This window comes from Geodermatophilus sp. SYSU D00867 (assembly GCF_054050315.1).
In genome coordinates this window covers 172,259-183,272 of sequence record NZ_JBJGZC010000010.1, presented here as the reverse complement: position 1 = coordinate 183,272, position 11,014 = coordinate 172,259, and the positions used below count along the sequence as shown (strand labels likewise).

Sequence of the window (11,014 nt, the reverse complement as noted above, 5' to 3'; positions counted from 1 at the left end):
TCCACCACCAGACCATGCGGCCAGCGGTCACATCCGGTATTAGCCCCAATTTCTTGGAGTTATCCCGAAGCCGGGGGCAGGTTGCCCACGTGTTACTCACCCGTTCGCCACTCATCCCCCCGCAAGCAGGGTTCAGCGTTCGACTTGCATGTGTTAAGCACGCCGCCAGCGTTCGTCCTGAGCCAGGATCAAACTCTCCGTAGATGCATTCAATCGCTGGCCGAGAACCGAGAGCTAGCACTCTCGATGTCATCAACCAAAGGAATCCCTCACCACACGAATCAACCGTGCAGTGCGGGGGTTTGTTACTTGGCACTGACTTTCGGCACGCTGTTGAGTTCTCAAGGAGCGGACGCGCTCGAACCCCGACCTTTCCAGGCCTTCGTTCGAGGCGGTGTCCCCACTGTAACACCGGCTCCGCAACGGTCCGGCCCCACGGGCCCTCCCGGCGGTTTCCCAGGCCTTCCGGCCCGGTCCGTTCTCGCTCGGTGCGGAGAGAACATTACACGGCCTCTGAGGGGTCGTGCACGGGGGGTCCCCGTGTCGCTCGCCACGCTGTCGGCAGGCGAGCGGACACGAGGTGCAACGACGCGCAGCGCGCCCGTCTTCCCGGCCTCGGCCGTGCTGCTGGACGCCCGCGTCAGGCCACGCCGGCGGGACGGAACTGCACGCTCACCCGCGGTCCGACCGGCCGAGTCGTCTTCGGGATGCAGTGCTCCCAGGTGCGCTGGCACGAGCCGCCCATGACCACCAGGTCCCCGTGCCCCAGCGGGAAGCGCAGGGTCTCGCCGCCCCCGCCCGCCGGACGGAGCAGCAGCGGCCGCGGCGACCCGAAGGAGACGATCGCGACCATCGTGTCCTGCGTGCGGCTGCGCCCCAGCCGGTCGCCGTGCCAGGCCACGCTGTCCCGGCCGTCCCGGTAGAGGCACATGCCGGCGGTGACGAACGGCTCGCCGAGCTCTGGTGCGTAGTGCGCGTCGAGCGCGGCGCGGGCCTCGGTCAGGAGCGGGTGCGGCAGCGTCTCGCCGCGCCCGTACCAGCGGAGCAGCCGCGGGACGGCGACCTCGCGGTCGTACATCTGCCGCCGGTCGGCCCGCCAGCCGATGTCGCCGAGCAGGACCTCGAGGACCTCGTCGGAGCCCGCGACCCAGCCGGGGAGGTGGTCGACCCACGCCCCGCGGCTGAGCACGTGCCGCCGCACCCGGCCCCGGAGCGGGGTGAGCGCGGCTTCCTCGGCGACGTCGAACATCGACGGCTGGTGCGCGAGCGTCATGCCGAGCAGGCTAACGGCGCTCGAACGTGTGTACGAGTCCCTAGGCGGTGAGCGCCAGCGCGAAGGGCAGGACGCGGGAGGCCCCCGCGAGCCGCAGCTCCCGCCCGGCGACGGTCATCGTCCAACGCGAGTCGGCGAGGTCGTCGACGAGCAGCACCGGCACCGGCCCCAGCTCGTCCAGCCGCGACCGCAGCTCCGGCCCGACGACGACCCGCTGCCACACCCCGGCCAGCCGGAAGGCGCTGTTCCCGCCCGGGCCACCGGTCGGGCCGCCGTGCGCGAGCGACAGCTCACCCAGGTACGGCAGCCGCCCCAGCCGGGCCAGGCCCTGCGCCGCCCCGGTCACGAGCCGCGGACGGCGGCGCGAGGGGACGGCGACCACCGCCGCCGGTCGCTCGGCCCAGTCCCAGGCGCCCAGCACGCGGGCGCAGGCGCGCAGCAGGTCCTCGTCCGGCGGGACGTCGGACACCGAGCGCTGCACCGGCACGTCGAAGGCGGCGTCCGGGTCCTCCTCGATGCCGGGCGCCTCGAGGTCAAGGGTCACCGTGCCACCGACGCCGTCGTCACCGAGCAGGGTGCGCAGCCGCTGGCCCCAGCCCAGGTCGGTGAGCCGGGCGACCGCCCGGCCCGGGTCGACCTGCTCGGCCGGCGCGATCTTCCCCTTCACCGCGACGCCGAGCCGGTCGGCGCCGGTGGGCCACTGGGCGCGCGGGGCGAGCTCGACGCCCGGGCGGTCCAGCGCCGCGGAGGCCGCCTCGGCCGCGCCGGCGGGGACGTCGGTCGGGTACCAGGGGCCGGCGCAGACGTCGCAGCGACCGCACGGGGCGGCGGTCGGGTCGTCGAGCGCCTCCTGGAGGAACGCCATGCGGCAACGTGCCTCGTCGACCGGCTTCGCGTAGGCGATCATCGCGCGCTGCTCGGCCTCCCGGGTGCGGGCGACGCGGGCGTAACGGTCGGCGTCGTAGACCCACGGGCGGCCGGTGGACCGCCAGCCGCCCTGCACCCGCTCCACCGCGCCGTCGACGGCGAGCACCTTCAGCAGCAGCTCCAGCCGCGAGCGGCGGACGTCGGCCACGGTCTCCAGCCGGGCCACCGACCACGCCTTCCCGTCGGCCATCGCCGAGAGCACCGCCGCGGCGTGGTCCTCCCGCGGCATGGACGAGGTGGCGAACCACTGCCAGATGGCGAGGTCCTCGGGGCCGGGCAGCAGCAGCACGTCGGCGGAGTCGACGGCGCGGCCGGCGCGGCCCACCTGCTGGTAGTAGCTGACCGGCGACGACGGCGCCCCGAGGTGGACGACGAAGCCCAGGTCGGGCTTGTCGAAGCCCATGCCCAGCGCCGAGGTGGCGACCAGCGCCTTCACCCGGTTCTCCCGCAGCGCCTCCTCGGCCTCCTTGCGGTCGGCGTCGTCGAGGCGGCCGGTGTAGGCGCGCACGTCGTGCCCGGCGTCGCGCAGCAGCCCCGCCGTCTCCTCGGCCGCGGCGACGGTGAGCGTGTAGACGATGCCGCTGCCCGGCAGGTCGCCGAGGTGGGCGGCCAGCCAGGCGAGCCGCGCGCGGTCGGTGGGCAGCCGCAGCACGCCCAGGCGCAGCGAGTCGCGCGCCAGCGGGCCGCGGACCGTCGTCACCCCGGCACCGCCGGCGCCCAGCTGCTCGGCGACGTCGGCGACGACGCGCTCGTTGGCCGTGGCGGTGGTGGCGAGGACGGGCGTGCCGGCGGGCAGGGTGCCGAGCAGGTCGCGGATGCGGCGGTAGTCGGGACGGAAGTCGTGGCCCCAGTCGGAGACGCAGTGCGCCTCGTCGACGACGAGCAGGCCGCAGCGGGCGACCAGGCCGGGCAGCTGCTCCTCGCGGAAGCGCGGGTTGGTCAGCCGCTCCGGGGAGACGAGCAGGACGTCGACGTCGTCGGCGGCCAGGCGCGCGGCGACGTCGTCCCACTCGGTGGCGTTGGCGCTGGAGATCTCCACCGCGCGGATGCCGGCGCGGGCCGCGGCGGCCACCTGGTCGCGCATCAGCGCGAGCAGCGGGCTGACCAGCAGGGTGGGCCCGGCGCCGCGGCGGCGCAGCAGCGCGGTGGACACGAAGTACACCGCCGACTTGCCCCAGCCGGTGCGCTGCACGACCAGCGCCCGCTCCGACCGCTCGACCAGCGCGGCGACGGCGGCGTCCTGCCCCTCGCGGAACACCGCGTCGGGCCGGCCGGTCAGCTCGCGGAGGACGCCGAGGGCCTCGGCGGCCAGATCGGACGGGGGCGCGGCGGTGCTCATGGCCCCCGACAGTAGGTGGGTCCCCCGACAGCGGGACCGTGCGAGCGGGACCGGGGGACGACGGGCAGGATGGGGACGATGCGACCGCCGGACAACCACGTGCACACCGGGTGGTCGTGGGACACCCCGAGCAGCGTGACGATGGCGCGTGCCTGCGAGCAGGCCGTGGCGCAGGGGTTGCCGGCGATCGCCTTCACCGAGCACCTCGACTTCACCGTGTGGGGCCCCGACGACCGGGCCACCACCCTCGGCCTGGTCGACCGGCACGCCTCGCGGCACGAGCCGATCGACACCGAGGGCTACTGGGCCGAGCTGACCGAGGTCCGCGAGCGGTTCCCCGAGCTGCGCATCTGGTCCGGCGTCGAGGCCGGCGAGCCGCACCTGTTCGAGTCCAGCGTCGCCGCCCACCTGTCCGGCGCGCCGGTCGACCGGATCCTGGGGTCGCTGCACTCGCTGCACCACGAGGGCCGGCTGTACGGGGTGGGGCAGCTGCTCTACTCCGACGCCGACGGGACGATGCGCCGCTACCTGGCCGAGGTCGTCGACATGGTGGAGAGCAGCGACGTCTTCCAGGTGCTCGCGCACGTGGACTTCCCGCGGCGGTACTGGCCCGGCGGGGCGCACCGGTACGTGGAGAAGGACTACGAGGAGGAGTACCGGGCGGTGTTCCGCGCGCTGGCCGGGACCGGCCGGGCGCTCGAGGTGAACACGAGCAGCCCGCTGGCGTCGGTCGACCAGGTGCGCTGGTTCCGCGAGGAGGGCGGCGAGGCGGTCAGCTTCGGCAGCGACGCCCACCAGCCCGGCGCGGTGGGCCAGCGCTTCGACCTCGCCGTCGACGTCGTCGAGGCCGCCGGGTTCCGGCCCGGGCGGGACCGCTTCGACTTCTGGCGCCGCTGAGGCTCAGCCGGCCGCCCGGTCGAGGGCGGCGCGATAGACCCGGGGGAGCGCGACAGGGGCGATCAGGCCCTGGGCCAGCAGCACCGCCCGCCCGCGCAGCCCGCGGCCGCCGCTGTGGCGCCACGTCACGTCGACGTGGCTGCCGCCGTCGTCCCGCGGGGTGATCCGGACCTCGCCGGTGCCGCGGTCGCAGTGGTCGCTGTCCAGCAGCGTCCAGGTGACCCGGTCCGGGTCCGGCCACTCGTAGCGCAGCAGCACCCAGAACGGGACGCCCGCGCTGCCCTCGCGCAGCACGGCCCAGCCCTCGCCCTGCTCGCGGACCTCGTACCTCGCCGGGTCGAGGGTCTTCGACCACACCTCCAGCCGCCGGTCGCCGACGTCGGTGAACGCCTCGCGGACCTGGGCCGGAGTGGCGCGGGTGTCGAAGCTGAAGTGGACCCGCATCGCCGTCTCCCTCCTGGCGGCCCCCGCTCCTGCCCGGATGGTCCCGCGATCGGGGACCGCGCGAGGGGTAGGAGGTCCCGGCAACTACTTCACCGCTAAGAGAAACGCCGCTAGGGTCGCCGGGGTGACGTCCCGCCGCGTGGTGATCGCCCTCGGGGGCAACGCCATGACCGGTGCCGACGGCTCGGCCACCCCGGAGGCCCAGCGGAACGCGATCCGCGAGGCGGCCGGCCACGTCGCCGAGGTGGTGGCCGCCGGGGTCGAGGTGGTGCTCACCCACGGCAACGGCCCGCAGGTGGGCAACCTGCTGGTCAAGAACGAGCTCGCCGCGCACGTCGTGCCGCCGGTGCCGCTGGACTGGAACGTCGCGCAGACCCAGGCCACCATCGCCTTCACCGTCGCCGACGAGCTGGACGCGGCCCTGGCCGCCCGGGGGCTGCCCCAGCGCACCGCCGGGCTGGTCACGCGCACCCTGGTCGACGCGGACGACCCGCACTTCCGCGAGCCGTCGAAGCCGGTCGGCCGCTTCCTCCCGCGCGAGGAGGCCGAGCGGTTCGTCTCCCTCGGCCAGGTCTGGGAGGACCGCGGCCCGCGGGGCTGGCGGCGGGTGGTCGCCTCGCCCGAGCCGCGGTCGGTCGTCGACTCCCCCGCGATCCACGCCCTCGCCGCGGCCGGCTTCGTCGTCGTCTGCGCCGGTGGCGGGGGCATCCCGGTGACCGACGACGGCGGGGACGGCGCCGCCCTGCGGGGCGTCGAGGCCGTCATCGACAAGGACCTCACCGCCGCCGTCCTGGCGCGCGACCTGGAGGCCGACACCCTGGTGATCGCCACCGACGTCGCGAACGTGATGGTGGACTTCGGGACGCCGTCCCAGCGCCCGCTCGGCCGGGTCACGGTGGCCGAGCTCCGCGCGCACGCCGGGGAGGGCCAGTTCGCCCGGGGCTCCATGGGCCCCAAGGTCGAGGCCGTCCTGCGCTTCGTGGAGGGCGGCGGCCAGCGCGCCGTCGTCACCTCGCTCGAGAACATCGCCGACGCCGTCACCGGGGACGCCGTCGGCACCGTGGTCACCGCTGCATAGAGACCGCTGCACAGAGAACGTGCTCACCGCCGCACAGAGAAGCAGAAGGACCCTCCTGCCCCCGCCGCTCGCACGCTCGCGGCGGGACCCTGCAGGAGGGCCGAACCCCGACAACGAAGGAGTAGTGGTCCCGTGCCCGCACCGATCGAGGTCCGCAAGGTCCCGCTGCACAACGTGAGCGACGCCAGCGAGCTGGCCAAGCTCATCGACGACGGCGTCATGGAGGCCGACCGGGTCGTCGCCGTCATCGGCAAGACCGAGGGCAACGGCGGCGTCAACGACTACACCCGGATCATCGCCGACCGCGCCTTCCGCGAGGTGCTGCTGGAGAAGGGCAGTCGGTCGAAGGAGGAGGTCGCCGAGATCCCGATCGTGTGGTCCGGCGGCACCGACGGCGTGATCAGCCCGCACGCGACGATCTTCGCGACGCTGCCCGAGGACGCCGTCGAGAAGACCGACGAGCCGCGGCTGACCGTGGGCTACGCGATGAGCGACGTCATCCTCCCCGAGGACATCGGCCGCATCGCGATGGTGGAGAAGGTCGCCGAGGGCGTGCGCCGCGCGATGGAGGCCGCCGGGATCACCGACCCGGCCGACGTCCACTACGTGCAGACCAAGACGCCGCTGCTCACCATCGAGACCATCCGCGACGCGAAGAACCGCGGCAAGGACACCTACTACGACGAGCCGCACGGCTCGATGGACCTGTCCAACGGCACGACGGCGCTGGGCATCGCGGTGGCGCTCGGCGAGATCGAGATGCCCGAGCAGGAGCAGGTCATGCGCGACCTGTCCCTGTACAGCGCCGTCGCCTCGTGCTCGTCGGGCGTGGAGCTCGACCGGGCGCAGATCGTCGTCGTCGGCAACGCGCGCGGGCACGGCGGGAACTACCGCATCGGCCACTCGGTGATGAAGGACGCCCTGGACCAGGACGGCATCTGGGACGCCATCCGCCAGGCCGGCCTCGACCTGCCCGAGCGCCCGCACGTCAGCGACCTCGGCGACCGGCTGGTCAACGTCTTCCTCAAGTGCGAGGCCGACCCGACCGGCTACGTCCGCGGCCGGCGCAACGCGATGCTCGACGACTCCGACGTCTTCTGGCACCGGCAGATCAAGGCGACCGTCGGGGGCGTCGCGGCGTCGGTGACCGGCGACCCGGCGGTGTTCGTGTCCGTGGCAGCGGTGCACCAGGGCCCGTCGGGCGGCGGCCCGGTCGCGGCGATCGTCAGGGCCTGAGGCCGGCGCGGGACCCGCGGGGCGCTCCCCCGCGGGTCCCGCTCACGGCAGGATCGCGTCGACGCAACCGCCGTCGACGCGCAGCGCGCCGCCCGTGGTGGCCGAGGCCGGCGGCGAGGCGTGAACCGCCCCTGCGCCTCGTCCCAGGGCAGGCGCCTCGTCCCAGGGCAGGTCGCGGCCGACCGGCGACGATGCCCCGGGACGAGCCGGTGACGACCGCGGTGCGGCCGGAGAGGTCGATGCGCACGGGACTCCCCGGATCTCGGCGTCGGCCCACTCGCCGGGGACGGCTCCCCGACGACGACGTCGCGGATCACCGCCCGTCCTCGGCCGCACCGGCCCCGGCGGCGGTCCGGGGACGGCAGCCGGGGTCATCCGTCGAGGACGGCCAGGAAGGCCGGCGGGACGGCGTCGACCAGCCACACGCCGTTGGCCGACCGGGTGAACACCGCCCCGGTGGCGGCCAGCCCCGCCGCGTCGACGCGGAGGACGGCGGCGCGGCCCCGGCGCTCCCCGACCGTCCGGGCGGTCGCCTCGTCGGGGCTCAGGTGCACCGCGTGCCGGCGGCCCGGCCGCAGCCCCTCGGTGAGGATCGACGGCAGGTGGCGCACCGGGGTGCCGTGGAACAGCACGGCCGGCGGCGACTCGGCCGCGTACCCGAGCGCGACCGGCACGCTGTGCCCCTGGCTGGCGCGGATGCGGGTGCCGCCCGGGTCGTAGGCGAACCGCCGCTTGTCGTTCCCGGCGACGACGCGGTCGAGGTCCCCGCGGGTCAGCGGCGTGCCGTGCGCGGCGAGAGCGGCCAGGAGCACGTCGACGTCGACCCAGCCGGCCTCGTCGAGGGCGATGCCGACGCTGTCGGGCCGGTGCCGCAGGACGTAGGACAACCGCTTGCTCACCCCGACGACGTCCACGGGTCAGCGGTGCCCCGGGACCGGCCCCGGTGCACCGTGACCGGTCCGTGATCTACCCGTTTCCCCTGGAAGGGGGCAGGGTAGAGGCGCATCCTGATCATTCGACGAGTGAAGTGGGCCTTCCATGGACACGGATCATCGCGAGGGTCACGGGGGACTCGTGGGCGCCGTCCGGGGCGCGTTGGAGCAGTTCATGGCTCTGACGGGCCTCGAACCCGTCGCCACCACCGGCGTGCGCCGGGACGGCGACGGGTGGTCCGTGCTGGTCGACGTCGTCGAGCTCGAGCGCATCCCCACCACGACGAGCGTCATGGCGACCTACCGGGTCGACATGGACGGCTCCGGCACGCTGACCGGGTTCGAGCGGCTGCGCCGCTTCAGCCGGGGCCAGGTGGACCAGGCATGAGCGGCCCCGTCGCCCGCCGGCAGGTCGGCGTCGGCAGCGGAGCGCTCGGCCGGCAGCCCGACTCGCTGGCCGACGTGCTCGAGCGGGTGCTCGACAAGGGGATCGTCATCGCCGGCGACATCGTCGTGAACATCCTCGACATCGAGCTGCTGACCCTGAAGCTGCGCCTGTTCGTGTCCTCCGCGGAGACCGCCCGCGAGATGGGCCTGGACTGGTGGAGCCACGACCCGTTCTTCTCCGGCCGGCCCGCGCCGGCCGTCGGGAGCGGCGAGCGCGACGACGGCGAGCGCGACGACGGCGAGCGCGACGACGGCGAGGTCGCCGCGCTGCGGGCGCGCGTCGCCGAGCTGGAGGACCTGGTCCGCCGGCAGGGCCTCGAGGCCGGCCCGGCGGCCTCGGACGAGGCGACGGACGGGGCGCCGGAGCGGCGGGGAGCCGAGCAGCCGTGACCGGCCCCGACGTCCCCGACCGCCTCACCCGGGTGGCCCGCGAGCTGGGCCCCGACGTGCTGGCGGACGCGGTCGTCCGGGGCCGTGAACTGGCGATCGAGCGGCTGGCCGGCCTGGTCGCCGACGCCCTGGTGGCGGAGGTCCTCGCCGGCCGGGCCGCGGGTGCGGCCCCCGCGCCGGCCCCGGCCGCACGCCCGGAGCCCGCCGCGCCGCCCGAGCCGGCCCCGCCTCCCGTGCCCCCGCCCCGGACCGACGCGGCCCCGCTGCCGGGCGAGGTGCTGTACGCCTTCGCGCTGGCCCCCGCCGACCTCCCGGTGCCCGCGGACCCGCCCGGCGCCCCCCACGGCGGGCGCCCCCTCGAACTGGTCACCGACGGCGACCTCGGCCTGCTCGTGCGCCGCGTGCCGCGGGCCGACCTGGAGGTCGACCCCGACGACCTGTCCGAGGGCGGGCGGCTGGCGCTGCTGGCCCGCGGCCACGACGCCGTCGTCCGGGCCGCCGTCGCCGCCGGTCCGGTGCTGCCGCTGCGGCTCGGCACCGCCGTCCCCGACGAGACGGCCGCCCGCCGCCTCCTGGCCGAGCACGCCGCCGTGGCCCGCGAGCAGCTGACCCGCATCGGCGACGCCCGCGAGTGGGGCGTCCGGCTGGTCCGCCCGGCCGACGGCGAGGAGGCCGCCGACGGCGGGTCCCGGCCCGACCGGGAGGAGCTGACCGGCACCGCGTACCTGGCCCGGCGCCGGCAGGCGCTGCGCGAGCGGGAGGAGGCCGCCCGCGACGCCGCCCGGGCGGCCGACCGGCTCGAGCAGGCGCTGGACCCGCACGTCCGGGAGTGCCTGCACCGCGGCGCCGCGCCGGCATCCGGGCTGCTGCTCGACCTCGCCTGCCTGGTGGTGCCGGACGCGGAGGAGGCGTTCCTCGCCGCGGTCGGGGACCTCCGGACCGAGCTCGAGGACGACGGACTCGCGCTGGAGGTCAGTGGCCCCTGGCCGCCGTACTCCTTCGCCGCGCTGACCGCGGAGGGCCACGGTGGCTGAGCGGACCGGCATCCTCGGCGGGGACACCCGGGGCACGAGCCTGGTCGAGCTGCTCGACCGGGTGCTGCAGCGCGGCGCCTACGTCGGCGGGGACGTCGTCATCACCCTTGCCGGCATCGACCTGGTCCGGCTGGACCTGCGCCTGCTGCTCACCGCCGTCCAGCCCCGGGAGCCGCGGCCGGCCGGCACGGAGGCCCTCCGGTGACCGGCCCCGACCTCCCGCCACCGCGGCGGAGGGGACCGTCCGGCGCCGCCCGCCGCCTCGAGGGCAGCGGCGAGGAGGTCGGCCGCTCGCTGGGGCGGCTGGTCGTGTCCCTGCTGGAGGTCGTCCGCCAGGTCGTCGAGCGCCAGGCGCTGCGGCGGGTGGACGCCGGCGACCTCACCGACGCCCAGGTCGAGCAGCTCGGCCGGGCGCTGATCGACCTGGAGGCCACCTTCGACGAGCTGATCGACGCGTTCGGCGTCGTCCCCGAGGACCTGTACCTGCCCCTCGACCTCACCGCGCTGGCGCGCGGTGGCACCACGGGCACCCGAGCACGGCCCCCTGACCCCGACCCGAGCAGGAGACAGCCATGACCATGTCCACGTCCTCCGTCAACCGCGCCCCCCGGCCCAGCGGCCTCGCGGACGTCCTCGACGTCGTCCTCGACAAGGGCATCGTCATCGACGCGTACGTGCGCGTGGCGCTGGTGGGCATCGAGTTGCTCACCATCGACGCGCGGATCGTCATCGCCAGCGTCGACACCTACCTGCGCTTCGCCGAGGCGGTCAACCGGCTGGACCTGCAGCCGCAGGACCAGGTCGCGGGCCTGCCCGGCCTCATCCGCGAGGTGACACAGGGTGGGCCGAAGTCCGCGACGAAAGGAGCCCTGAGCGGCGCCCGGGAGACCGCGCAGGACGTCATCGGCTCCCTCACCGGCCGCGACCGGAACCGCGAGGAGGAGGGCGACGGCGGCTCGCGCGGCGGCGGCGAGCGCGGTGCCCCGGCGTCGCGGCGGCCGCAGAACCGGAGCTGAC

At 75.3% G+C, this 11,014-nt stretch carries 13 protein-coding genes and 1 rRNA gene; 9 read left to right on the top strand and 5 right to left on the bottom strand.

Translation table 11 applies throughout. The annotated features are described in order from the left end of the window. The 3 genes from ACI8AK_RS11880 to ACI8AK_RS11870 form a co-directional block, all read right to left on the bottom strand. A 16S ribosomal RNA gene (locus tag ACI8AK_RS11880) occupies positions 1 to 204 on the bottom strand; the annotation flags it as partial. 436 nt (positions 205 to 640) lie between these two features. After that, positions 641 to 1,273, bottom strand: coding sequence for an alpha-ketoglutarate-dependent dioxygenase AlkB (locus tag ACI8AK_RS11875; protein ID WP_456956377.1), 633 nt, complete (start codon positions 1,271 to 1,273; stop codon positions 641 to 643). Between the two features lie 40 nt (positions 1,274 to 1,313). Next, a complete protein-coding gene (locus ACI8AK_RS11870) occupies positions 1,314 to 3,539 on the bottom strand; it encodes a RecQ family ATP-dependent DNA helicase (protein WP_387991044.1) in 2,226 nt (741 codons plus the stop codon). Between the two features lie 78 nt (positions 3,540 to 3,617). Here ACI8AK_RS11870 and ACI8AK_RS11865 point away from each other — a divergent pair, with 78 nt between their 5' ends. Beyond that, positions 3,618 to 4,436, top strand: coding sequence for a PHP domain-containing protein (locus ACI8AK_RS11865; protein WP_387991047.1), 819 nt, complete (start codon positions 3,618 to 3,620; stop codon positions 4,434 to 4,436). A gap of 3 nt (positions 4,437 to 4,439) precedes the next feature. Here the strand turns inward: ACI8AK_RS11865 and ACI8AK_RS11860 are convergent, their stop codons facing one another. Continuing rightward, positions 4,440 to 4,880, bottom strand: a complete 441-nt coding sequence (locus ACI8AK_RS11860) for a hypothetical protein (RefSeq protein ID WP_456956375.1) — start codon at positions 4,878 to 4,880, stop codon at positions 4,440 to 4,442. A 124-nt stretch (positions 4,881 to 5,004) separates the two neighbouring features. Between ACI8AK_RS11860 and ACI8AK_RS11855 the strand changes: the two genes are divergently transcribed. Together ACI8AK_RS11855 and bar are read left to right on the top strand one after the other, a co-directional pair. Beyond that, positions 5,005 to 5,958: a carbamate kinase gene (locus tag ACI8AK_RS11855; RefSeq protein ID WP_387991053.1), complete on the top strand. Its 954-nt coding sequence runs from the start codon at positions 5,005 to 5,007 to the stop codon at positions 5,956 to 5,958. Between the two features lie 132 nt (positions 5,959 to 6,090). Then, positions 6,091 to 7,194, top strand: a complete 1,104-nt coding sequence (gene bar, locus ACI8AK_RS11850) for a barbiturase (RefSeq protein WP_387991056.1) — start codon at positions 6,091 to 6,093, stop codon at positions 7,192 to 7,194. Between the two features lie 371 nt (positions 7,195 to 7,565). Here bar and ACI8AK_RS11845 read toward each other — a convergent pair whose 3' ends face one another. Continuing rightward, a complete protein-coding gene (locus ACI8AK_RS11845; RefSeq protein ID WP_387991062.1) occupies positions 7,566 to 8,108 on the bottom strand; it encodes an RNA 2'-phosphotransferase in 543 nt (180 codons plus the stop codon). Between the two features lie 124 nt (positions 8,109 to 8,232). Here ACI8AK_RS11845 and ACI8AK_RS11840 point away from each other — a divergent pair, with 124 nt between their 5' ends. Genes ACI8AK_RS11840 through ACI8AK_RS11815 form a run of 6 tightly spaced genes read left to right on the top strand, consistent with a single transcriptional unit; the run spans position 8,233 to position 11,013 of the window. Continuing rightward, on the top strand, positions 8,233 to 8,514 hold the full coding sequence (locus ACI8AK_RS11840) for a gas vesicle protein GvpO (protein ID WP_387991065.1): 282 nt from the start codon (positions 8,233 to 8,235) through the stop codon (positions 8,512 to 8,514). Continuing rightward, a complete protein-coding gene (locus ACI8AK_RS11835) occupies positions 8,511 to 8,963 on the top strand; it encodes a gas vesicle protein (protein WP_456956373.1) in 453 nt (150 codons plus the stop codon). Before ACI8AK_RS11840 ends, ACI8AK_RS11835 begins: the two co-directional genes overlap by 4 nt. Further along, positions 8,960 to 9,997, top strand: a complete 1,038-nt coding sequence (locus ACI8AK_RS11830; protein WP_456956371.1) for a GvpL/GvpF family gas vesicle protein — start codon at positions 8,960 to 8,962, stop codon at positions 9,995 to 9,997. The genes ACI8AK_RS11835 and ACI8AK_RS11830 overlap by 4 nt, the downstream gene beginning before the upstream one ends. Next, positions 9,990 to 10,202 (top strand): gas vesicle protein GvpJ, encoded by a 213-nt coding sequence (gvpJ, locus tag ACI8AK_RS11825; RefSeq protein ID WP_456956369.1) that lies wholly within the window; start codon positions 9,990 to 9,992, stop codon positions 10,200 to 10,202. Before ACI8AK_RS11830 ends, gvpJ begins: the two co-directional genes overlap by 8 nt. Beyond that, positions 10,199 to 10,573 (top strand): gas vesicle protein K, encoded by a 375-nt coding sequence (locus ACI8AK_RS11820; protein ID WP_387991077.1) that lies wholly within the window; start codon positions 10,199 to 10,201, stop codon positions 10,571 to 10,573. The genes gvpJ and ACI8AK_RS11820 overlap by 4 nt, the downstream gene beginning before the upstream one ends. Continuing rightward, the gene (locus ACI8AK_RS11815) at positions 10,570 to 11,013 is read left to right on the top strand and encodes a gas vesicle structural protein GvpA (RefSeq protein ID WP_456929695.1); all 444 of its coding nucleotides are present in this window, start codon (positions 10,570 to 10,572) and stop codon (positions 11,011 to 11,013) included. The genes ACI8AK_RS11820 and ACI8AK_RS11815 overlap by 4 nt, the downstream gene beginning before the upstream one ends. The last annotated feature ends 1 nt before the right edge of the window (position 11,014 follow it).

What these genes read in the sequence shown, in the direction of transcription:
- ACI8AK_RS11875 (WP_456956377.1), bottom strand. Translation starts at nt 1,273, where the DNA reads ATGACGCTCGCGCACCAGCCGTCGATGTTCGACGTCGCCGAGGAAGCC.
- ACI8AK_RS11870 (WP_387991044.1), bottom strand. Translation starts at nt 3,539, where the DNA reads ATGAGCACCGCCGCGCCCCCGTCCGATCTGGCCGCCGAGGCCCTCGGC.
- ACI8AK_RS11865 (WP_387991047.1), top strand. Translation starts at nt 3,618, where the DNA reads ATGCGACCGCCGGACAACCACGTGCACACCGGGTGGTCGTGGGACACC.
- ACI8AK_RS11860 (WP_456956375.1), bottom strand. Translation starts at nt 4,880, where the DNA reads ATGCGGGTCCACTTCAGCTTCGACACCCGCGCCACTCCGGCCCAGGTC.
- ACI8AK_RS11840 (WP_387991065.1), top strand. Translation starts at nt 8,233, where the DNA reads ATGGACACGGATCATCGCGAGGGTCACGGGGGACTCGTGGGCGCCGTC.
- ACI8AK_RS11835 (WP_456956373.1), top strand. Translation starts at nt 8,511, where the DNA reads ATGAGCGGCCCCGTCGCCCGCCGGCAGGTCGGCGTCGGCAGCGGAGCG.
- ACI8AK_RS11815 (WP_456929695.1), top strand. Translation starts at nt 10,570, where the DNA reads ATGACCATGTCCACGTCCTCCGTCAACCGCGCCCCCCGGCCCAGCGGC.